Here is a 19,952-nt window from a genome sequence, read left to right as displayed (position 1 = left end):
CACCGCCGGGCCATTCCCGCCCTCGCCCTCTGAGAGAATGGTGAGCATGGCTTCTGATCGACCCCGCGTGCTCTCCGGCATCCAGCCCACCGCCGGCTCGTTCCACCTCGGCAACTACCTGGGCGCCGTCCGCCAGTGGGTGGCGCTCCAGGAGTCTCACGACGCCTTCTACATGGTGGTCGACCTGCACGCGATCACGGTCCCGCAGGACCCCGCCGACCTGCGCGCCAACACCCGGCTCGCCGCGGCCCAGCTGCTCGCGGCCGGCCTGGACCCGGACCGCTGCACCCTCTTCGTGCAGAGCCACGTCCCGGAACACGCCCAGCTCGCGTGGGTGATGAACTGCCTGACCGGCTTCGGCGAGGCCAGCCGGATGACCCAGTTCAAGGACAAGGCGGCCAGGCAGGGCGCGGACCGCGCCAGCGTCGGTCTCTTCACGTACCCGATCCTCCAGGTCGCCGACATCCTGCTCTACCAGGCCAACGAGGTGCCCGTCGGCGAGGACCAGCGCCAGCACGTCGAGCTCACCCGTGACCTCGCCGAGCGGTTCAACGGCCGCTTCGGCGAGACCTTCACCATCCCGAAGCCGTACATCCTCAGGGAGACGGCGAAGATCTACGACCTCCAGGACCCGGCGATCAAGATGAGCAAGTCGGCGTCCACGCCGAAGGGCCTCATCAACCTCCTCGACGAGCCGAAGGCGACGGCGAAGAAGGTCAAGAGCGCGGTCACCGACACGGACACCGTGATCCGCTACGACGCCGAGCACAAGCCGGGCGTCTCCAACCTGCTCACCATCTACTCCACCCTCACCGGCAAGCCGATCGCCGAGCTGGAGCGGGAGTACGAGGGCAAGATGTACGGCGCGCTCAAGACGGACCTCGCCGACGTCATGGTCGACTTCGTGACCCCGTTCCGGGAGCGCACCCAGCAGTACCTGGACGACTCCGAGACGCTCGACTCGATCCTCGCCAAGGGCGCGGAGAAGGCCCGCGCGGTGGCCGCGGAGACCCTGGCCCAGGCGTACGAGCGGGTGGGCTTCCTGCCCGCCAAGCACTGACCCGGTCCGCGGCCGGTACCGAGCGGGGCGCCGCCGGTGCCGAACGGGGCGCCGGGGGCGCTCGGGGCGCTCCGGGGAGCGCACGGGAGCGCTGCACATCACTTCGGCCACGGCTGCCCGGAAGGCGGCCGTGGTCGTACAGTCGATAGCCGGGCGGCCGGGTACGAACCCGACACATGCCCGGCCACCACGACCGACAGGAGATGACGTGGGGACCGTAACGATCGGCGTGTCGATCGCGGTCCCGGAGCCTCATGGCAGCCTGCTCCAGGAGCGGCGCGCGGGCTTCGGCGACGCCGCGGCGCACGGCATCCCCACGCACGTCACGCTGCTGCCGCCCACGGAGATCCCCGACGGGTCAATGGCCGCCGTGCAAGCCCACCTGAGCGAGGTCGCCGCGGCCGGCCGGCCCTTCCCGATGCGGCTGTGCGGCACGGGCACCTTCCGGCCGCTGTCGCCGGTGGTGTACGTCCGGGTCGTGCAGGGCGCGGACGAGTGCGCATGGCTCCAGCAACGGGTCCGGGACGCGTCCGGCCCGCTCGACCGCGAGCTGCAGTTCCCGTACCACCCGCACGTGACCGTCGCGCACGGGATCGACGAGGCCGCGATGGACCGGGCCTTCGCCGAGCTCGCGGAGTACGAGGCCGCGTGGCCGTGCACCGGGTTCGCCCTGTACGAGCAGGGCCGCGACGGTGTGTGGCGCAAGCTGCACGAGTACGCCTTCGGCGGCTCCGTGGTGCCGCCCCAGGCCGGACACGCGGAGCGGGGCACCATCGCCAGCCGGTAGCCCCGGCTCAGATCGGCAGGCGCCGGAACACCGACCGCGGCGCGTGCCGCAGCGCCGACATCACCACCCGCAGCGCCCCCGGCACCCACACCACCTCCGAGCGCCTGCGCAGCCCCGTCTCGATCGCCGTCGCCACCGCCTCCGGGGTCGTGGCCAGGGGCGCTTCCGCCAGCCCCGCCGTCATCCGCGACCGCACGAACCCCGGCCGTACCACCATCACGTGGACGCCGGTCCCGTGCAGCGCGTCGCCCAGGCCCTGGGCGAACGCGTCCAGGCCCGCCTTGCTGGAACCGTAGATGAAGTTGGAGCGCCTCGCCCGCTCCCCGGCGACCGACGACAGCACCACCAGGGAGCCGTGACCCTGCGTCTGCAGCTCCCGCGCACAGACCAGGCCGGCCGAGACGGCGCCCGTGTAGTTGGTCTGCGCGACCCGCACGGCCTGCACCGGTTCCCGCTCGTCGGTCGCCTGGTCGCCCAGGACGCCGAAGGCGAGCAGCACCATGTCGATGTCGCCCTCGGCGAAGACCTTGCCGAGGGCGGCGTCGTGGGACTCGGGGTCGAGCGCGTCGAAAGGGACGGTGCGGACGTCGGCGCCGAGGGTGCGCAGCTGCTCAGCGGCCTGGTCGAGGGCGGGGGAGGGGCGGCCGGCCAGCCAGACGGCACGGGTGCGCCGGGCGACCAGCCGGCGCGCGGTGGCCAGCGCGATCTCGGACGTCCCGCCGAGCACGAGCAGGGACTGGGGCATTCCGAAGGCGTCCTTCATGACAGCGATCAGCTCCTAGAGGCCGAGACGGCGGGACAGGTCGGAGACGAACACCCCGCGCGGGTCCAACTCCGCGCGCAGCGCGCGGAAGTCGGCGAGCCGCGGATACATCGCGGCGAGCAGGTCGGGGCGCAGCCGTGCGTCCTTGGCGAGGTAGACGCGGCCGCCGGCGGCCGCGACCTCCTCGTCCAGTTCGTCGAGGAACGCCCCGAGGCCGGTCAGGGCGGCGGGGATGTCGAGCGCGAGAGTCCAGCCGGGCACGGGGAAGGAGAGCCAGCCGGGGTCGGCGTCGCCGAAGCGCTTCAGGACGGCCAGGAAGGACGGGCAGCGGCGCTCGGAGATACGGGCCACGATCCGGCGCAGGGCGTCCTCCTGGCCGTATCCGACGACGAACTGGTACTGCACGAAGCCGCGGCGGCCGTAGACGCGGTTCCAGTGCGGGACGCCGTCCAGGGGGTGGAAGAACGCCGAGATGCGCTGGAGCTGGCCGGTACGCGCGCGTGGCGCCTTGCGGTACCAGAGTTCGTTGAAGAGACCGACGGTGGTGCGGCCCAGGAGGCCGTCGGGGACGAAGGCGGGGGCGGCCGGAAGCTGACGGGGGCGGAAGGCGAGTGGTGCACGCCCGGCGCGTGTGCCCTCACCGAGCGCCTCCAGGGGTGCGTGGTCGCCCCGCGTGAGCACCGCGCGCCCGGTGGCCGCCCCGCGCGCCAGCAGGTCGATCCAGGCGACCGAGTAGCGGTAGCGGTGGTCCGTGGTGGTCAGGCGGTGCATCAGGTCGTCGAGGTCGGTGGCGCGTTCGGTGTCGACCGTCAGGTACGACGTCTCGACCGGGAGGAGGCGGACGGTCGCCGTGAGGATCACTCCGGTCAGACCCATGCCGCCGGCCGTCGCGTCGAACAGCGGGGTGCCGCGGCTCACCGTGCGGACCTGGCCGTCCGCGGTGAGGAGTTCGAAGGACAGCACGTGACGGGAGAAGGATCCCGAGACATGGTGGTTCTTGCCGTGGATGTCGGCGCCGATCGCGCCGCCCACCGTCACCTGGCGGGTCCCGGGGGTCACCGGGACGAACCAGCCGAGCGGCAGCAGGACCTCCGTCAGGCGGTGCAGGGAGACCCCCGCGTCGCACAGGAGGGTGCCTCCGTCGGCGTCGATGGCGTGGATGCGGTCGAGGCCGGTCATGTCGAGCACGGCGCCGCCGGCGTTCTGCGCCGCGTCCCCGTACGCGCGCCCCAGACCCCGCGCGATGCCGCCGCGAACCCCGCAGTCCCGGATCGCGTCCGCCGCCTCCTGGTAGGTCCGGGGACGGATCAGGCGGGCGACGGTGGGGGCGGTGCGGCCCCAGCCGGTGACGGGGACGGCGGTTCCGGGGGGTGTGGAAGGAGCGGACTCGGCGGGACCTGCGGCCCCTCCAGGCATTCCAGGCATGGGAATGACCGTATCGCTGCCGTATGGGTGTTATGGGCGCTATTGACGGTTGGTTACGGAAGATCACCTGACTCCCCGAAACGGGTGATTATCCGAATGTCGCTCAATACGGTCGTAGCTTTTGCGGGGTCAAGGTGAACAGTGAGTCCAATGGACGACATGGACCACCGGATCCTCTCCGCACTGCACGCCTGCGGTGCCGATCCACGCGTCGCGTCGGCCGCGCGCGGTCTCTCCCTGGCCGGTGAGCACGGCGCGCTCTGGCTCGCGGCGGGCCTCGCCGGGGCCGCCGTGGACGGCGCGCGCCGCGAGGCCTGGTTGCGCGGCACGGCGCTGGTCGCGGGCGCGCACCTCGGCAGCATCGGCGTCAAACGGCTCGTGCGCCGTGCGCGCCCCGCTCATGTCCGGCCCCGGGTACGCACCGCGGGCCGGCACTCCTTCCCCAGCTCGCACGCCACCTCCGCGGTGGCGGCCGCCGTCGCCTTCGGGGCGCTCGGCGTGCCCGCCATCGCGCCGCTGGCGGCCGCGATGTGCCTGTCCCGGCTCGTGGCCGGGGTGCACTACCCCTCGGACGTCGCCGCCGGCGCGGCCCTCGGGGCGCTCACGGCGCGCGCCGGGGCGGGATGGATGCGCGGGGGAGTGCCGGGTGCCTCGTACGCGGGGAGGCGCGGATGACCGAGACCGCGCACGCCGCCACCGAAACGACGCCCGGCGCCGGCAGAGCGACCGCCGACGGCGTCGCGGACACGAATCTGCATGAGCAGCGCGGCCACCCGGCCAGGGCGCACGGACCGGCACGCGCGCGTGTCACCCCCGGCGGCCTGCTCACCGGGCTGCTGAAGACCACCCGTCCCAAGCAGTGGGTCAAGAACACCCTCGTCATCGCCGCCCCGGCTGCCGCCGGCCGGCTCTTCTCCGTGTCCGCGCTTCTCACCCTCGCCCTCACCTTCGTCCTCTTCACCGCCTGCGCCGCCGCCGTCTACCTGATCAACGACGCCCGGGACGCGGACGCCGACCGCGCCCACCCCACCAAGTGCCGCCGCCCGGTCGCCGCGGGCCGGGTCCCGGTCCCCGTCGCCTACGCGGCGGGCGGTGTCCTGGCCGTCCTGGGGCCTCTGCTCGCGGTCCGGCTGACCCCACCCCTGGTGCCGGTGCTGCTGATCGCCTACCTGGGCATGCAACTCGCCTACTGCGTCGCCCTCAAGCACGTCCTGGTGGTCGACCTGGTCGTCGTCGCCACCGGGTTCCTGATGCGGGCGGTGATCGGCGGGGTCGCGCTCGGCATCCCGCTGTCCCGCTGGTTCCTGATCACCACCGGCTTCGGCGCGCTCTTCATGGTGTCGGCCAAGCGCTACTCGGAGGCCGTGCACCTGGGCGGCAAGGCGGGCGCCACGCGCGCACTGCTCACCGAGTACACCACCGGCTACCTCCGCTTCGTCTGGCAGCTCGCCGCCGGGGTCGCCGTCCTCGCCTACTGCCTGTGGGCCCTGGAGGGCCACCGCACCGCCGCCGCGGGCCTGCTGCCCTGGCGCCAGCTGTCCATGGTCGCCTTCATCCTGGCGATCCTGCGCTACGCCGTCTTCGCCGACCGGGGCACCGCCGGCGAACCCGAGGACGTCGTCCTGCGCGACCGCGCCCTCGCCCTGATCGGCCTGGCCTGGCTCGCGATGTACGGCCTCGCGGTGGCCCACTGGTGACCGCGCACCAGCGGGAGCTGATCGGCTTCGCCGCGGTCGGCCTGCTCGCCTACACCGCCGACCTCACCCTCTTCAGCTGGCTGCGCGGCCCGGCCGCCCTCGACCCGCTCACCGCCAAGTCCCTGTCCTTCCTGGCGGGCTGCACGGTCGCCTACCTCGGCAACGCCCGCGGCACCTACCGCAACGCGCGCCCGCCGGGCCTGCGCCCCTACCTCGTCTTCGTCGCCGTCAACCTCGCCGGCGCCCTGGTCCAGCTGCTCTGCCTCACCGTCAGCCACTACGGCCTCGGGCTCACCTCGCAGCGTGCCGACACCGTCTCCGGCGCGGTGGTCGGTATGGGGCTCGCCACAGTTCTGCGCTTCTGGGGTACCCGTACATGGGTGTTCCGGGCGGAGGGCAGAGTCGGATCATGGACTGGCTGAGAAGGCTTCCCGTCGTCGGCCCGCTCGTCGGGTGGCTGATGCACACGCACGCGTGGCGGTCGTACGAGCGGCTCGACCGGGTGAAGTGGGCCCGGCTGGCCGCCGCCATGACCTTCATCAGCTTCATCTCGCTCTTCCCGCTGCTGACCGTGGCCGCCGCGGTCGCCGCCGCCACCCTGAGCCAGTCGCGGCAGCACACGCTCGAGGACAAGATCGCCGACCAGATCCCGGGGATCTCCGACCAGCTGGACATCAACTCGCTGGTGCAGAACGCCGGCACCGTCGGCCTCATCGCCGGTGTCCTTCTGCTGTTCACGGGCATCGGCTGGGTCGGCCAGATGCGGGACTGCCTGCGCACGGTGTGGGAACTGCCCGACAAGGACCAGAACCCGATCGTCGCCAAGGCCAAGGACGCCGGCATCCTGATCGGTCTCGGCGGCGCGCTGCTGGTCACCTTCGCGGTGTCCACGATCGCCTCGGCGGCCGTCGGCTGGACGGCGGGGCAGATCGGCATCGACCGGCACAGCTGGGGCAGTCTGCTGCTGCGGATCATCGCGTTCGTCGTCGCGGTGGTCGCCGACTTCCTGGTGCTGCTCTACGTTCTCACCCTGCTGCCCGGGGTCGAACCGCCGCGCCGCCGCCTGCTGGTCGCGGCGCTGACCGGCGCGGTCGGCTTCGAACTCCTCAAGTTGCTGCTCAGCGGCTACATCCAGGGCGTCGCCACGAAGAGCATGTACGGCGCGTTCGGCGTGCCGGTCGCCCTGCTGCTGTGGATCAACTTCACCTCGAAACTCGTCCTGTTCTGTGCCGCCTGGACGGCGACCCAGAGCGAGACCGAGGTCACGGACGAGGCCGCCGACGCACCAGATCCGGCAGCGGCCAACGGCGGTTGACCAGGTACGCGGTGCCCACGAGCAGCACCAGCGCGCCACCCGCGATGCCCAGCGCCACCCCGATCCCGCCGGAGCCGTCGGCGGAGGCGGCGGCCACCGGCTTCGCCCCGGAGTCCTTCCCGGAACCGGCCGCGGATCCGGACGGGGAGGACGAGGCGTCCGCCCCCGGCCGCGTACCGGCGTCCACCGCTCCCTTCGGCGGGACGAGCTCGCCCACCGGAGTCACCTTGCCGGCCGCCTGGAAGCCCCAGTCGAACAGCTGGGCGGTCTCCTTGTAGACCTCGTTGTGTTCCTTCTTCTCCGGGTTCATGACGGTGACCAGCAGCACCCTGCCGCCCCGCTCCGCGACCCCGGTGAAGGTGGCGCCCGCGTTGGTGGTGTTGCCGTTCTTCACACCCGCGATGCCCTGGTAGACCGGCACGTCCGTGTCGCCGCTCAGCAGCCGGTTGGTGTTCTGGATCTCGAAGGACTCACGCGTCGACCTGCCCTTGGCGTTCTCCGTCGTCTCGCCAGGGAACGCGGCCCGCACGGTCGAGCAGTACTCCCGGAAGTCCTTCTTCTGCAGCCCGGAGCGGGCGAACAGCGACAGGTCGTACGCCGACGACACCTGCCCGGCCGCGTCGTACCCGTCCGGGCTGACCACGTGGGTGTCCAGGGCCTGCAGGTCGTCGGCGTGCGACTGCATGTCCCTGACGGTCTGCTCGACACCGCCGTTCATGGCGGACAGCACGTGCACGGCGTCGTTGCCGGAGCGCAGGAAGACGCCCAGCCAGAGGTCGTGGACCGTGTAGGTCTGGCCCTCCTTTATCCCCACCAGGCTGGAACCGGCGCCCATGCCCGCGAGGTCGGCCGGCACCACCTTGTGCGGGGTCGACTTCGGGAACCGCGGCAGCACGGTGTCCGCGAACAGCATCTTCAGGGTGCTGGCCGGGGGCAGCCGCCAGTGCGCGTTGTGCGCGGCGAGCACCTCGCCGGACTCGGCGTCCGAGACGATCCAGGAACGGGCCGTGATGTCCTTCGGCAGCACCGGCACCCCGGCGGCCAGATCGACCTGGGTGCCGGGCTGTCCCAGCCGGGCGCCCCCGACCGACGACATGTGCGCCGGGGGCGTGGCCGACGGACTGGTCGAGGGCGTGGGCGCGGCGAGCGCGGCCGGCGCGGTGAACGGCAGGGACAGCAGGGCGGCGGAGGCGACCAGCAGATGGCGGCCGACAGGGGACTTCGGTGCGGACACGGACGAGAACGTACCCGGCACGGACGGCGAAGTCCCGCCACCGACCCCACCCCGGACACGGAACCGGACAGCCGACGGCGATACTGAACGCATGAAGCTCAGCCGCCCGGTGTCCTGGTTCCTGCTCGCGTTCGGAGTGTGGTCTTGGTTCATCTGGATCACTTTCGTCAAGAACTTGGTCAAGGACGGCAGCGGGCTTGCCTTCGACGACGGCCGTCCTACCGCGTACTTCTGGGTCCATCTGACGCTGGCCGTCGTGTCCTTCGTATTGGGGACGGCCATCGGGGGCATCGGGTTGCGCGGGGTGCGCGCACTGCGCCGAACGTCATAGAAAGAGGCACGGCAGGGTGGTCATCGTCTTCGCGCTCCTCGCCCTGGCCCTGGTGGCGGCACTGTACGGGTACCTGTGGCGCCGCCTGGTGAGGGACACGACGACGGCCTGGGGCCGGCCCCGGGAGATCGCCACGGTCGTCTTCGTCGTCGGCCCGGTCCTGATGCTCGCGGCCCTGTTCGCCGAGGTCGGCCACGCCCCGTTCGTCCTCCGGCGGACCCTGGCCTGGCCGGGATTCCTGTGGATGGCCCTGTCCCTGTACCTGCTGCTGGCGGTGGTGGCGGGGGAAGCGCTCCGGCCTCTGGTCAGCCGTCTTCTGGACCGGTTCGGTCTCGGGCGCCCCGAGCCGGAGCGCCCCGAGGGGCAACCGTCACAACCTGCCGGAACCACTCCGGAAGCCCTTGGTCCCACCCGTCGCCTCGTCGTCTCGCGCATAGTGGGCGGCGCGGCGGCGACCGCCGCCGCCGCGACCGTCGGCTACGGAACCTACGGAGTGCTCCGCGGCCCCCGGGTGAGACGCGTCACAGTCCCCCTCGCCAAACTCCCCCGAGCCGCCCACGGTTACCGCATCGCCGTGGTGAGCGACATCCACCTCGGTCCGATCCTCGGCCGCGGTTTCGCGCAGCGGGTGGTGGACACGATCAACGCCACCCAGCCCGACCTGATCGCGGTCGTCGGGGACCTCGTCGACGGCAGCGTGAAGGATCTGGGCCCCGCCGCGGCCCCCCTCACCCGGCTGTCGGCGCGGCACGGCGCCTACTTCGTCACCGGCAACCACGAGTACTTCTCCGGCGCCGCCCAGTGGGTCGAGGAGGTGCGCCGGCTGGGCCTGCGCCCGCTGGAGAACGCCCGCACCGAACTGGACCGTTTCGACCTCGCCGGGGTGAACGACATCGCCGGTGAAAGCGCCGGTCAGGGGCCGGACTTCGACCGGGCCCTCGGCGGTCGCGACCCGGCCCGGGCCTGTGTGCTCCTCGCCCACCAGCCCGTGCAGATCCACGAGGCCGTGCGGCATCACGTCGACCTCCAGCTCTCCGGCCACACCCACGGCGGCCAGCTCTGGCCCGGCAACCTCATCGCGACCGAGGTCAACCCGACCGTCGCCGGCCTCGACCGCTACGGCGACACCCAGCTGTACGTCTCCCGGGGTGCCGGTGCCTGGGGGCCGCCCACGCGCGTCCGGGCGCCCTCCGACATCACGGTCGTCGAACTGGCGTCGAAGCAGGCATGAACGCCGCGTGCCTGTGGAGGAGCTGTGAAATCCGGCGGAAACAGGTGCTCGGTAAGTTCTTCGTCATCTAGTCAGATCACTCTTCCCCCACATGAAACACCTGTGGTTAGGTGAGCCGCGTCACTTAGGGGAGTGACGCTTGTGGAGGGCCTGGGCAGGGCCTGGAACGGGCCCGTGCGGGTCCTGGGGAGGGCACCAACCGTGCGATCTGTTCGCATGCGGATTCTCGTGACGCTTCTCGTCCTGGCGATCGTGGGGATAGGCGGCTGGCAGCTGCTGCCGTCGCAGGACAACAAGAACAAGACGATCATCGTCGGCACGACCGACGCCGTCACCTCACTCGACCCGGCAGGCGCCTACGACGCCGGCTCCTGGGCGCTGTTCAACAACGTCTTCCAGTCCTTGCTCACCTTCGAGCCGGGCGGTGTGCAGCCGGTCCCGGACGCGGCCCAGAGCTGCAGGTTCACGGACACCGGTCTGCAGACGTACCGCTGCGTCCTCCGCGACGGGATCACCTTCCCGAGCGGCCGGGCGATGACCGCGGAGGACGTGAAGTTCTCCTTCGACCGGGTCAAGAAGATCAACTCCGACACCGGTCCGGCCTCGCTGTTCTCGACGCTCTCCTCGGTCACCGCCTCCGGCAACACCGTGACCTTCCACCTCGCGTACGCGGACGCGACGTTCCCGTTCAAGGTGGCGACCGGTGCCGGTTCGATCGTCGACAAGGACAAGTACCCGGCGAACCGACTGCGCACCGGCAACTCGCTGGACGGCACCGGCCCGTACCGCCTGACGTCGTACGCGCAGGGCAAGCAGGCGGACCTGCAGCCCAACAGCGGCTACAAGGGCGGCCTCGACGGCACCGGACGTCCCGTCAAGCTGGACTACTACCCCGACTCGGCCAAGCTCAGCAGCGCGTACCAGGCGAAGGAGATCGACGTCGCCACCCGCACGCTGCCGCCGGCCATGGTCTCCAAGCTCTCGCCGAGCGACCCCGACCAGCGCGTCTCGGAGTCCGACAGCGCCGAGACCCGCAACCTGTACTTCAACACGCGCAAGGGCTCCGCCCTGCACGACGTCCTGGTCCGCCGCGCGCTGGCCTGGCTGGTCAACCGCGAGGACCTGGCCGCCACCGTGTACGACGGGACGGTGGAGCCGCTGTACTCGCTGATCCCGACCGGCCTCACCGGTCACACCACGTCCTTCTTCGACCAGTACCCCACGCAGAGCGTCGCCAAGGCGAAGGCGCTGCTGGAGGAGGCCGGCGTCAGCACCCCGGTCGAGTTCACCTTCGGCTACGGCATCGGCCACGGCGCGGGCGCCGAGGAGGCCGCCGCGCTGAAGAAGCAGCTGGAGGCGAGCGGCCTGTTCAAGGTCGACGTCAAGGGGTACGAGTGGACCGCCTTCCAGAAGTCGTGGGCCACGGGCAAGATGGACGCCTGGGCGGTCGGCTGGGTCGCCGACTACCCCGACCCGGACACCTTCGGCGCCTCCCTGGTCGGCAGCGACTCGACGATGAGCACCGGCTACAGCAGCCACGAGGTCGACCGGCTCATCAAGGACAGCCAGCGGTTCGCCGACCGGGGCCGCGCCGACGCGGACTTCCGCAGCATCCAGACGGACGTGGCGGACGACGTGCCGCTGATCCCGCTCTGGCAGCGTACGGACTACGTCGTCAGCAGCGAGGACGTCGGCGGCACCCAGTACCTCACGGACAGCACGGGCCTGTTCCGGCTGTGGAGTCTGGACTGGATCTGACGAGGGCGGACACCCGGCGCGGCACCGTGTGACGGAGGCGGGCGCGGGGCGAGGGGCGGAGACGCAACTCCTTCCGGCCGCACCGGCATCCGGCGTCCGTGCTCCTCGTCTCCGGGCCGGCCACCGGCGTGGCAGGACACGGACCGCTGCTGGAGGCACGAGCCGTCCGCCGGCGCACGACGAGGCGGGCAGGGGGCCGGCGCGTGGTGGAGACGGTCGCGGCGGCGTGGGGCGTCCGGAGCAGGGGAACCCACGGCAGGACGGTGTGGACGCCGGTACTGGCCGACCTCTCCTGGGCCGGCCCGGCCCCGGCCCCCGCATCTCACCCGCACTTCAGCGTCACCGTCACCGCCAGACCCTCGCCGGGCGAGGTGCTCACCGCCACCTCGCCTCCGTGCGCGTCCACCACCCCCTGCACGATCGCCATCCCGAGCCCGCTGCCCTCCGCGCTCCCCACCCGGAAGAACCGGTCGAAGATCCGTGCCGCGTCCTCCTCCGTCAGCCCCGGCCCTTCGTCGGCGATGCACACCCGCACCACCCCGTCCGACCGCTCCACCTCCAGCCGTACCGCCGCCTCGACCGGTGTGTGGGTACGGACGTTGGCCACCAGGTTCCCCAGCACCTGCCGCAGACCCGACTCGTCGGCCCGCACCAGCACCGCCCCCTCGGCGCTCACCGCGACCCGTCGCGCGGGCTGCTGGGCCCGCAGGTCCTCCGCCGCGTCCCGCACCAGCCGGCTCACGTCGACGTTCCGGAGCCGGATCTCGGGCCGCTGGTCGAGCCGTGCCAGCAGCAGCAGTTCGTCGACGAGCCGCCCCATCCGGTCCACCTCGCCGTGCATCCGGTCCCAGGCCCGCCGCCGCTCCCCGGGCTCGCGCAGCATTCCCTTGTCGTACAGCTGGAGATAGCCGCGGATGGCGGCGAGCGGTGTCCGCAGCTCGTGCGACGCGTCGGCGACGAACCGGCGCAGCTGGGCCGCGCTGCGCTCGCGCGTCCGGTACGCCGTCTCCACCTGGTGCAGCATGGAGTTGAGGGCGAGGCGCAGTTGCTCGACCTCCTCCGTCGGATGCTGGCTGGAGGGCACCCGCCGGGTCAGGTCGCCCTCGGCGATCGCCGACGACGTCTCCACCATGTCCTCCAGCGGCAGCAGACAGCGCCGCGAGCTGAACATGGTCAGACAGGCCAGCAGTGCCAGCAGCAGCGCGCCGACGGCGAAGTCGAGCCGGAGCGCCTTGGCTATGCCCTCGTGCAGCAGCTCGGTCGAGTTGGCCAGCAGGATGTAGGGACCGTCGGCGAGCCGGGTCGCCGTCACCCGGTACATCGCGCCGTGCACGGTGACATCGCCCGGGTCGGGGGCGGCGGCGAGGGCACGCGGGTCGCTCACGGCGGCCGCCAGCCCGCGCTGGGCCTCGGTCGGCGTCATGTCGAAGACCGAGACCGCGCTGCCCCTGGCGTCGACCACGGCGAAGATCGAACCCGGTGCCGGGTCGGACTCGGCAGGGACCACCCGGTCGCGGATGACGCCGAGCGTGCCCAGCGAGTCGACCTGCCGCAGGGTGAGACCCGAACTCCCCAGCGAGGTACGCATCTTGAGCAGCGAGGAGTCGACCTGGTCGAGCAGGTAGAGCCGCATGCCCATGATGCTGACCGTGGTCGCGGCCACGATGCCGACGGCGAGCAGGCCGACGTTGGCGAGGGTCAGCTTGCCGCGCAGCGAGTGCATGCCGTGCCGGTGCCGGCGCCGCTTCCCGACGTTCATGCCAGGCCGTATCCGACGCCCCGCCGGGTGGTGATCACCGGCGCACCCAGGGCGTCCAGCTTGCGCCGCAGATAGCTGATGTAGGTCTCCACGACGGTCGAGTCGGACGGCGCGTGCTCGTACTGCCAGACGTGCCGGAGCAGTTGCTCCTTGGGGACGATCCGGCCGCCGTTGCGCACCAGGAAGCGAAGCAAGGCGTACTCGGTCGGGGTCAGCTCGACCGTGTGGCCGGCCCGGTGCACCGAGTACGTCGTCTCGTCCAGTTCCAGGTCGCCGTAGCGCAGCGGCGGGCGCTGCTGGATGACGTCGGCCGGACGGGTGCGGCGCAGCACCGCCCCGATCCGGGCGACGACCTCGTCGATGTTGAACGGCTTGGTGATGTAGTCGTCGCCGTAGCCGAGCGCGCCGACTATCTCCGCCGGAGCGTCCCGCGCGGTCAGGAAGACCAGGGCCAGGTCCGGCCGGCGGGCGCGCAGTTCGCGGCCCAGGGCGCGGCCGTCCCCGTCCGGCAGCATCACGTCCAGCAGCGCCGCGTCGGGGCGGGTGCGGTCGGCCAGCGCGAGGGCGTCCCGGACCGTCCCGGCCGTCATCACCTCGAACCGGTGATAGCGCAGGGCGATGGCGAGGACGTCCGCGATGCTCGGTTCGTCCTCCACGATCAGCACGGTGCTGCCTGGAGCTGTCATGCCCCCAGTATCGGCTCGAGGGCCGACAGCGGGGGGCGCGCAGCTTTGGAGTTCCTTGAGAGTCATGCGCGCTCCGTGTCCCGGCGGGCCTCCCGCCGCCAATCCTGTTGCCCAGGACCTGGGGGACCAACCGAACCGGACGAACCTGATTCAAGGAGCTGTTGAGCGTGACGGCATTGGCACGGTGGTGCTATCGGCACCGGCTGGTGGTCCTGTTGCTGTGGGTGGGGGCACTGTTCGGCGTGGGCTTCTCGGCCTCGACGGCGGGCACGGACTACGCGAACGTCTTCTCCCTCCCCGACACGGACTCAAAGACCGCGTACGACCTGATGCAGAAGGCCTTCCCGAACACCTCCGGTGACACGGACACCGTGGTCTGGAAGGTCACCGACGGCTCGGTCAGGGACCAGGCCGTCCGGAGCCGCGTCCAGCCGGCCCTGGACTCGATCGCGAAACTGAAGGGCGTCGGGGCGGTCGCCGGCCCCTACGAAGGCGCCCGGGGGGCCGCGCAGATCAGCCAGGACGGCAAGATCGCGTATGCGCAGATCACCTTCGTCCAGCGGGCGAACGAGATCCCCAAGGACGTCGTCCAGAAGGTCGTCGACACCGCCCAGGACGCGGAACGCGGCGGTCTCCAGGTCGAGTTGGGCGGCCAGGCCATCCAGCGTGTCCAGGAGCCCCCGCAGGGCCTCTCCGAGATGGTCGGCATCATCGCGGCGGCCGTCGTCCTCTTTCTGGCGTTCGGTTCGTTCTTCGCGATGACCCTCCCGATCGCGATCGCCGTCTTCGGCGTGGGCATGGGGCTGTTCTCCACCCAGTTGCTCAGCCACACCACGAACATCCCGGACATCGCGCCGCTGCTCGCCTCCCTGATCGGCCTCGGCGTCGGCATCGACTACGCCCTGTTCATCGTCACCCGGCACCGCCGGGGCATCCTGCGCGGCATGGACCCGGAGGAGTCGGCGGTCACCGCCCTCAACACCTCCGGCCGGGCGGTCCTGTTCGCGGGCGGCACGGTCTGCATCGCGCTGGCCGGCATGCTGGTCACCAGGCTCCGCTTCCTGGACGGCGTGGTCATCGGCACCTCGCTGACGGTGGTGCTCAGCGTCCTGGCCGCCACCACCCTGCTGCCCGCCCTGCTCGGCTTCCTCGGCCCCCGCGTCCTCAGCCGCCGGCAGCGCCGCCGGCTGGCCGTGGAGGGTCCCGAACCGGAGAAGGCGAGCGGCCTGGCGGCCCGCTGGTCGGTGAACGTCGAGAAGCGCCCGCGGCGCGTCGCCGTGCTTGCCGTGGTCGTCATGGCGGTCCTCGCCGTCCCGGTCCTCTCCCTGCGCCTCGGCGCCACCGACCAGGGCAACGACGACGCGTCCACGACCACCAGGAAGGCCTACGACCTGCTCGCCGAGGGCTTCGGCCCCGGCTTCAACGGTCCGCTCCAGGTGGTCAGCGCGGGCGGTGACACGGCGAAGCTGGTCCAGGGCATCGAGGCGACCTCCGGAGTCGCCCGGGTCGCCGCGCTGCCACCCGCGCAGGGCGTCACCGTCATCCAGGTGGTCCCGACCACCTCGCCCCAGTCCAAGGAGACCGACGACCTCATCGACACCCTTCGCGACCAGGTGATCCCGAAGGCGGGCACCGAGGCCCACGTGGGCGGCGTGACGGCGGTATCCAAGGACTTCGCCTCCGTCACCGGCGACCGTCTGCCGCTCTTCATCGCGACGATCATCGGCCTGGGCTTCCTGCTTCTCCTGGTCGCCTTCCGCTCCCTGGTGGTGCCGCTGACGGCGGCGCTGATGAACCTGATCGCGGCGGCCGCCTCCTTCGGCGTCCTGGTCGCGGTCTTCCAGTGGGGCTGGGGGCTGGACCTGCTGGGTCTCGGCAAGGAGGGCCCGATCAACGCGTTCCTCCCCGTCATCATGCTGTCCCTCCTCTTCGGCCTCTCGATGGACTACCAGGTGTTCCTGGTGAGCCGGATGCACGAGGAGTGGGTGCACACGAGGGACAACGCGCGGGCGGTCCGGGTCGGCCTGGCGGAGACCAGCCGGGTCATCAACAGCGCGGCCCTGATCATGGTCTGTGTCTTCCTGGCCTTCGTCCTGAGCGGCGACTCGGGCGCGGCGATGGCGGGCGTTGGTCTGGCGGCGGCGGTGGCGCTCGACGCGTTCATCCTGCGTACGGCGCTGGTCCCGGCGGCGATGCACCTGCTCGGCGACTCCAACTGGTGGCTGCCGGCCTGGTTGGAGAAGCGGCTGCCGCACCTCGCGGTGGAGCCGTCGGAGGAGGCCGCCCCGGAGCCCGCGGAGCCGACCGGCCCGGCCACGGCGATCCACGGCTTCGTCCGTGCGGCGGACGGCGACCCGGTGGAGGACGCGTCGGTGACCCTGATGTCCAAGGGCGGCCGCCAACTGGACCGTGTGACGTCCCTGGCGGACGGCTCCTACATCGTGTCGGTCCCGGCGCCGGGTTCCTACCTGCTGGCGGTGACGTCGGCGTCGTACGGCTCACGCGCCCGGCACGTGGTGGTGGCGGAGGGGCCGCTGGTGTACGACGTGGAGCTGACCGGGGACGAGGTGGACGCGGTCAACTAGCTTTCTTCTGCGCGGCCTTGAGGATCTGATCCACGTCGAGGGTGACCTCGGCGCCGATCGGTCCGGGGCGCGTGACGGTCTCGCCGGGAGAGTACGGGCGGTGGTGCCCGTACTTCTCCCCGGTGGCCGGGTTGCAGGCGTTGTTCCGGACGTGGTGGTCGTCGATGTCGGCATCCACGATCGACAGGCCGCAGGTGGCGTAATCCCCGGCCCCAGCGGGGAGCCGGAGGCCGACGCCCTGCATGACGTCGGGTTCGCCCTCGGCCGGCCCTGCGGCGATGAAAGGGACCATGAGCCTGGTCAGGGCACGAGCGTGCGGCACATCCGGTGATGGGTCACGAGGAGGTGGCCCCGACGATCTCGACGCGGCAGCCCGGACGGCGCTCCATGATCTCGTCGGCGACGGCCGTGAGAGAGAACGGCCCGTCGTCGAAGGGGTGCTCGATGGCCGCGGCGGACATCGCGTGCCTCCCAGGAGCTGGTGTCGAGGAAATCATCGCAGGCAGCCGGGCCCTCGCTGTCCCCTTCGAACCGTTTCACCCGGAAGTGATCACCCGGTCTTCGCCTTGACCGCCGGGTCCGGCAGGACCCGCGTCATCCCCGGCAGGAAGTCCGTGAACAGCTCGTGCACCTCCAGCACGAGCGGCCGCAGCACCCGGAACCGCGCGAGGGAGACGCCCCGCGCGGTCAGCCGCGCCCCCCGCTCGGCGAGCCGGTAGCTGCGTTCCCGGCCCTCGGTCCGGTCGAAGATCCAGTACAGCACCAGGCCCATCTGCGAGAGCCACATCAACTCGGGCAGGACGTCCCGGAGTTCGGGTGCGACCTTGGTCTTCGCGCCGGCCAGCACCTCCCGGTGCACGCTGATCGCCTCCGCGCGGGCGTGCTCGCTCTCCGGGGAGAACGGGCTGAGCGGGCTGTCGGGATCGGCGGCGTTCTTGAAGAAGTGGACCGCGAACTCGTGGTACGGCAGGGCGATGTCCAGCCACACCTTCAGGACGCCCGCGAGCCGCGCCTCCAGGTCGGTCTCCCGGTCCAGGACCTCGCGGACCGCCACCCGGTGCTCGGCGGCGAGCTGGTCGTAGAAGCCCTGGATCAGGTGTTCCTTGCCGGCGAAGTAGTAGTACGCGTTGCCTACGGAGACCCCGGCCTCCGTGGCGATGGCCCGCATCGTGGTCTTCTCGTAGCCGCGCTCCCGGAACAGCCGCATCGCCGTCTCCAGGATCAGCGCGCGGGTCTGCTCGGACTTGCTCGGCGTATCGGCCTCGGCAGGACCGTCGTTCTTCGCGGACACGGACAGAGCCTAACGAGTGGCGCAGGTGTCGCCCGCACAGCCCGGAGGGTTGTAGATCCACCCGAGCCCGGGGTCGTACGTCCATCCGTCCTCGCGCCGGTAGACCTTGCCGCCCCACTGGGCGCCCCGCCACCGGGCGGCGGCGAGTACCGCGCCCCGGGCCAGCCGGGCTCCGGCCGGCGTGCTCAGCCTGTGGGCCAGCGGCCGGTGCTCCCGCAGTGCCCACAGGACGACGATCCATGCGGCGGCGGACCGGTAGACCTGCCCGGAGTCGCCGACGACGGTGACCTCGTCGAGGGTGGTGGAGTGGTCGAGTCCGGGGAAGCGGGCGCGGGCCTCCTCCGACGCGGCCGGGACCAGGGTGAGCGGCACCAGCTGCGACTGACGCCCGAGCCAGTCCCGCAGGTGGGTGCAGAGGGTGCACTCGGCGTCGTAGAGAACGGTGAGCCCGCGGACCGGGACGCGCGCGGCGCCCCGGTCCTCGGCGGCCGGCACGGTGCTCACGCCCCGGCCGCCGGCGCGGTCCAGCCCTGCGGCGGGACGGGCGGGAGCTGTTCCTTCTCCATGGCCCCGCGCCGCCGTATCCGGTTGAGGACGTACACGTTGCCGAGGTGCATCACGCCGAGCACCAGCAGGACGACGCCGAGCTTGGCCGACAGCGCCTCGAAGACGCCCCGGGTGTCGTCGATGGTGTCGCTGGTGTGCAGGTACAGCGCGACGAAGCCGAGGTTGACCAGGTAGAAGCCGACCACCAGCAGGTGGTTGACGGCGTCGGCGAGCTGGTCGTTGCCGCTCAGCACGTCAGAGAGGAAGATCCGTCCGTTGCGGCTGAGCGTGCGGGCCACCCAGACCGTCAGACCGATGCTGACCAGCAGGTAGATGACGTAGGCGATGACCGTGCGGTCCATGCCCCACCCCTTCTTGAACGCGTTCAAAACGCTGACAGGGATGACTGTAGACCCAGTTTTGAACGTGTTCAACTCGGTTGCGGGGTGACCCCGTTCACGCCCGCCGGGCCAACTCCGGCCGCTTGCTGTAGTCGGTGAACCCGAGGACGTTCCCCCAGGGGTCGGCGATCTCGACGGTCCAGCCGGTGGCGACGGAGAACGGGGCGTCGAGCACGGTGATCCCGGCCTCGGCCAGCCGCCGCGCGGCCGCCCGGGCGTCCGGCACCTCCAGCCACAGCCGCGGCGCGGCCCACACCGGCGTCCGCTGCCCCAGCCCCGCCTCGGCCCGCAGCAGGATCCCGGGCGTCTCGCCCCCGACCTTCAGCAGGGCGATCCCGCCCTCGTCGAACCGGAACCCGATCGTGAACCCGGCCCGTTCGTAGAAGCCGACGGCATCCGCGAGATCCCCGACGGGGAGCAGGACGTTGTCGAACCCGAGCAGTTCGTACGACTCGTCATCTGACATGCGATCAGATTAGGTGCGCGGATGTCACTTGCTGAGCGGGCTGACCGCGGGGTCACTCAATGGGCTCAGGCAGCGCCCGCCGTCTCGCTACGCTGGGCGGCCGTCGGCGCGACGGCTGCTCGAGGGGGCGGACATGACTCCGGGGACCGAGACCTTCTACGGCGAGGTGCGGAACGCCTTCGCCGGTGCCGCGCAGCGGCTGGGACTGGACGGGCCGGGCGCGGGTGAGCCGGACCGGCACCTCGCGGTGGCCAGCTACACCGGCTCCGGAGTGACCTACACGGTGGTGCTCGGCCTGTGGCAGGGCGACATCGAGATCCACGCCTGCCGGGAGACCGCGTCGACCGTGTGCAAGGTCGGCATCGCGGGACTGGCCCGCGCGGCGGGCGTCGCGGACGGCCGGAGCGGCGTCTGCTTCGGCGCCCGTAGCCTGAGGCAGTTGCGCAGATCGCTCACCGGCCAGATCCACTACGTCGAACTCGTCCACCCGCTGGTCTCCGGGGCGCCGGATGAGGCCCTGGCCCTGATGCGCGCCGCCGGTGCCAGGGAGTGGCACAGGCCCGCCTGAACACCGCAGGGCCCCGCTCCCCGGGAAGGGGAGACAGGGCCCTGGGACG

General features: G+C 71.6%; 22 protein-coding genes. 11 read left to right on the top strand and 11 right to left on the bottom strand.

Going from position 1 to position 19,952, the window contains the following annotated elements:
- Positions 1 to 46: 46 nt before the first annotated feature.
- Together trpS and ACZ4O3_RS30145 are read left to right on the top strand one after the other, a co-directional pair.
- Positions 47 to 1,060 carry a tryptophan--tRNA ligase gene (gene trpS / locus ACZ4O3_RS30150; protein ID WP_362721003.1) on the top strand — a complete coding sequence of 338 codons (1,014 nt, stop codon included), beginning with the start codon at positions 47 to 49 and terminating at the stop codon, positions 1,058 to 1,060.
- Between the two features lie 208 nt (positions 1,061 to 1,268).
- A complete protein-coding gene (locus ACZ4O3_RS30145; protein WP_467725221.1) occupies positions 1,269 to 1,847 on the top strand; it encodes a 2'-5' RNA ligase family protein in 579 nt (192 codons plus the stop codon).
- Between the two features lie 7 nt (positions 1,848 to 1,854).
- Here the strand turns inward: ACZ4O3_RS30145 and ACZ4O3_RS30140 are convergent, their stop codons facing one another.
- Both ACZ4O3_RS30140 and ACZ4O3_RS30135 read right to left on the bottom strand, forming a co-directional pair.
- A complete protein-coding gene (locus ACZ4O3_RS30140) occupies positions 1,855 to 2,610 on the bottom strand; it encodes a decaprenylphospho-beta-D-erythro-pentofuranosid-2-ulose 2-reductase (RefSeq protein ID WP_467725219.1) in 756 nt (251 codons plus the stop codon).
- Positions 2,611 to 2,625: 15 nt separating this feature from the next.
- A complete protein-coding gene (locus ACZ4O3_RS30135) occupies positions 2,626 to 4,026 on the bottom strand; it encodes an FAD-binding oxidoreductase (RefSeq protein WP_362721022.1) in 1,401 nt (466 codons plus the stop codon).
- A 159-nt stretch (positions 4,027 to 4,185) separates the two neighbouring features.
- On the opposite strand from ACZ4O3_RS30135, the gene ACZ4O3_RS30130 reads away from it, so the two are divergent.
- The 4 genes from ACZ4O3_RS30130 to ACZ4O3_RS30115 are packed head-to-tail and all read left to right on the top strand — an operon-like array spanning position 4,186 to position 7,047.
- Entirely contained in the window at positions 4,186 to 4,710 is a 525-nt protein-coding gene (locus ACZ4O3_RS30130) for a phosphatase PAP2 family protein (RefSeq protein WP_384989329.1), read from the top strand.
- Positions 4,707 to 5,732, top strand: coding sequence for a decaprenyl-phosphate phosphoribosyltransferase (locus ACZ4O3_RS30125; protein ID WP_467725216.1), 1,026 nt, complete (start codon positions 4,707 to 4,709; stop codon positions 5,730 to 5,732). Before ACZ4O3_RS30130 ends, ACZ4O3_RS30125 begins: the two co-directional genes overlap by 4 nt.
- Positions 5,729 to 6,154 (top strand): GtrA family protein, encoded by a 426-nt coding sequence (locus ACZ4O3_RS30120; protein WP_362714456.1) that lies wholly within the window; start codon positions 5,729 to 5,731, stop codon positions 6,152 to 6,154. The genes ACZ4O3_RS30125 and ACZ4O3_RS30120 overlap by 4 nt, the downstream gene beginning before the upstream one ends.
- On the top strand, positions 6,142 to 7,047 hold the full coding sequence (locus ACZ4O3_RS30115) for a YihY/virulence factor BrkB family protein (RefSeq protein WP_467725215.1): 906 nt from the start codon (positions 6,142 to 6,144) through the stop codon (positions 7,045 to 7,047). The genes ACZ4O3_RS30120 and ACZ4O3_RS30115 overlap by 13 nt, the downstream gene beginning before the upstream one ends.
- Here the strand turns inward: ACZ4O3_RS30115 and ACZ4O3_RS30110 are convergent.
- On the bottom strand, positions 6,995 to 8,281 hold the full coding sequence (locus ACZ4O3_RS30110) for a D-alanyl-D-alanine carboxypeptidase family protein (RefSeq protein WP_467725214.1): 1,287 nt from the start codon (positions 8,279 to 8,281) through the stop codon (positions 6,995 to 6,997). The two genes, ACZ4O3_RS30115 and ACZ4O3_RS30110, sit on opposite strands and share 53 nt — an antisense overlap.
- A gap of 91 nt (positions 8,282 to 8,372) precedes the next feature.
- Here ACZ4O3_RS30110 and ACZ4O3_RS30105 point away from each other — a divergent pair, with 91 nt between their 5' ends.
- The 3 genes from ACZ4O3_RS30105 (at position 8,373) to ACZ4O3_RS30095 (ending at position 11,601) form a co-directional block, all read left to right on the top strand.
- Entirely contained in the window at positions 8,373 to 8,612 is a 240-nt protein-coding gene (locus tag ACZ4O3_RS30105; protein WP_362714450.1) for an SCO4848 family membrane protein, read from the top strand.
- 16 nt (positions 8,613 to 8,628) lie between these two features.
- Complete coding sequence (locus ACZ4O3_RS30100; protein WP_362714445.1) at positions 8,629 to 9,843, top strand: metallophosphoesterase; 1,215 nt, start codon at positions 8,629 to 8,631, stop codon at positions 9,841 to 9,843.
- A gap of 216 nt (positions 9,844 to 10,059) precedes the next feature.
- Positions 10,060 to 11,601 carry an ABC transporter substrate-binding protein gene (locus ACZ4O3_RS30095; protein WP_467725212.1) on the top strand — a complete coding sequence of 514 codons (1,542 nt, stop codon included), beginning with the start codon at positions 10,060 to 10,062 and terminating at the stop codon, positions 11,599 to 11,601.
- A 322-nt stretch (positions 11,602 to 11,923) separates the two neighbouring features.
- Here ACZ4O3_RS30095 and ACZ4O3_RS30090 read toward each other — a convergent pair whose 3' ends face one another.
- Positions 11,924 to 13,360: a sensor histidine kinase gene (locus tag ACZ4O3_RS30090; protein WP_467725211.1), complete on the bottom strand. Its 1,437-nt coding sequence runs from the start codon at positions 13,358 to 13,360 to the stop codon at positions 11,924 to 11,926.
- Entirely contained in the window at positions 13,357 to 14,046 is a 690-nt protein-coding gene (locus ACZ4O3_RS30085; protein WP_362714439.1) for a response regulator transcription factor, read from the bottom strand. The genes ACZ4O3_RS30090 and ACZ4O3_RS30085 overlap by 4 nt, the downstream gene beginning before the upstream one ends.
- 176 nt (positions 14,047 to 14,222) lie before the next feature.
- Between ACZ4O3_RS30085 and ACZ4O3_RS30080 the strand changes: the two genes are divergently transcribed.
- Positions 14,223 to 16,631: an MMPL family transporter gene (locus tag ACZ4O3_RS30080; protein WP_467725326.1), complete on the top strand. Its 2,409-nt coding sequence runs from the start codon at positions 14,223 to 14,225 to the stop codon at positions 16,629 to 16,631.
- Here the strand turns inward: ACZ4O3_RS30080 and ACZ4O3_RS30075 are convergent.
- From ACZ4O3_RS30075 to ACZ4O3_RS30050, 6 genes are all read right to left on the bottom strand, one after another.
- The gene (locus tag ACZ4O3_RS30075; protein ID WP_467725209.1) at positions 16,624 to 16,923 is read right to left on the bottom strand and encodes a hypothetical protein; all 300 of its coding nucleotides are present in this window, start codon (positions 16,921 to 16,923) and stop codon (positions 16,624 to 16,626) included. The genes ACZ4O3_RS30080 and ACZ4O3_RS30075 overlap by 8 nt on opposite strands.
- A 43-nt stretch (positions 16,924 to 16,966) precedes the next feature.
- Entirely contained in the window at positions 16,967 to 17,092 is a 126-nt protein-coding gene (locus ACZ4O3_RS30070; RefSeq protein WP_467725207.1) for a hypothetical protein, read from the bottom strand.
- Positions 17,093 to 17,181: 89 nt separating this feature from the next.
- A complete protein-coding gene (locus ACZ4O3_RS30065; protein ID WP_384989312.1) occupies positions 17,182 to 17,922 on the bottom strand; it encodes a TetR family transcriptional regulator in 741 nt (246 codons plus the stop codon).
- A gap of 9 nt (positions 17,923 to 17,931) precedes the next feature.
- Entirely contained in the window at positions 17,932 to 18,426 is a 495-nt protein-coding gene (locus ACZ4O3_RS30060) for a thiol-disulfide oxidoreductase DCC family protein (RefSeq protein WP_362714435.1), read from the bottom strand.
- On the bottom strand, positions 18,423 to 18,830 hold the full coding sequence (locus ACZ4O3_RS30055; protein WP_362714433.1) for a hypothetical protein: 408 nt from the start codon (positions 18,828 to 18,830) through the stop codon (positions 18,423 to 18,425). Before ACZ4O3_RS30055 ends, ACZ4O3_RS30060 begins: the two co-directional genes overlap by 4 nt.
- 94 nt (positions 18,831 to 18,924) lie before the next feature.
- Complete coding sequence (locus ACZ4O3_RS30050) at positions 18,925 to 19,335, bottom strand: VOC family protein (protein WP_362714432.1); 411 nt, start codon at positions 19,333 to 19,335, stop codon at positions 18,925 to 18,927.
- A gap of 133 nt (positions 19,336 to 19,468) precedes the next feature.
- Here ACZ4O3_RS30050 and ACZ4O3_RS30045 point away from each other — a divergent pair, with 133 nt between their 5' ends.
- Positions 19,469 to 19,903 carry a hypothetical protein gene (locus ACZ4O3_RS30045; RefSeq protein ID WP_467725206.1) on the top strand — a complete coding sequence of 145 codons (435 nt, stop codon included), beginning with the start codon at positions 19,469 to 19,471 and terminating at the stop codon, positions 19,901 to 19,903.
- The last annotated feature ends 49 nt before the right edge of the window (positions 19,904 to 19,952 follow it).

This window comes from Streptomyces sp. NPDC026515, assembly GCF_055567595.1.
This window is presented reverse-complemented; position numbering and strand designations above follow the sequence as displayed.

What these genes read in the sequence shown, in the direction of transcription:
- trpS (WP_362721003.1), top strand. Translation starts at nt 47, where the DNA reads ATGGCTTCTGATCGACCCCGCGTGCTCTCCGGCATCCAGCCCACCGCC.
- ACZ4O3_RS30140 (WP_467725219.1), bottom strand. Translation starts at nt 2,610, where the DNA reads ATGAAGGACGCCTTCGGAATGCCCCAGTCCCTGCTCGTGCTCGGCGGG.
- ACZ4O3_RS30135 (WP_362721022.1), bottom strand. Translation starts at nt 4,026, where the DNA reads ATGCCTGGAGGGGCCGCAGGTCCCGCCGAGTCCGCTCCTTCCACACCC.
- ACZ4O3_RS30130 (WP_384989329.1), top strand. Translation starts at nt 4,186, where the DNA reads ATGGACGACATGGACCACCGGATCCTCTCCGCACTGCACGCCTGCGGT.
- ACZ4O3_RS30125 (WP_467725216.1), top strand. Translation starts at nt 4,707, where the DNA reads ATGACCGAGACCGCGCACGCCGCCACCGAAACGACGCCCGGCGCCGGC.
- ACZ4O3_RS30115 (WP_467725215.1), top strand. Translation starts at nt 6,142, where the DNA reads ATGGACTGGCTGAGAAGGCTTCCCGTCGTCGGCCCGCTCGTCGGGTGG.
- ACZ4O3_RS30105 (WP_362714450.1), top strand. Translation starts at nt 8,373, where the DNA reads ATGAAGCTCAGCCGCCCGGTGTCCTGGTTCCTGCTCGCGTTCGGAGTG.
- ACZ4O3_RS30095 (WP_467725212.1), top strand. Translation starts at nt 10,060, where the DNA reads ATGCGGATTCTCGTGACGCTTCTCGTCCTGGCGATCGTGGGGATAGGC.
- ACZ4O3_RS30090 (WP_467725211.1), bottom strand. Translation starts at nt 13,360, where the DNA reads ATGAACGTCGGGAAGCGGCGCCGGCACCGGCACGGCATGCACTCGCTG.
- ACZ4O3_RS30085 (WP_362714439.1), bottom strand. Translation starts at nt 14,046, where the DNA reads ATGACAGCTCCAGGCAGCACCGTGCTGATCGTGGAGGACGAACCGAGC.
- ACZ4O3_RS30075 (WP_467725209.1), bottom strand. Translation starts at nt 16,923, where the DNA reads ATGGTCCCTTTCATCGCCGCAGGGCCGGCCGAGGGCGAACCCGACGTC.
- ACZ4O3_RS30070 (WP_467725207.1), bottom strand. Translation starts at nt 17,092, where the DNA reads ATGTCCGCCGCGGCCATCGAGCACCCCTTCGACGACGGGCCGTTCTCT.
- ACZ4O3_RS30055 (WP_362714433.1), bottom strand. Translation starts at nt 18,830, where the DNA reads ATGGACCGCACGGTCATCGCCTACGTCATCTACCTGCTGGTCAGCATC.
- ACZ4O3_RS30050 (WP_362714432.1), bottom strand. Translation starts at nt 19,335, where the DNA reads ATGTCAGATGACGAGTCGTACGAACTGCTCGGGTTCGACAACGTCCTG.
- ACZ4O3_RS30045 (WP_467725206.1), top strand. Translation starts at nt 19,469, where the DNA reads ATGACTCCGGGGACCGAGACCTTCTACGGCGAGGTGCGGAACGCCTTC.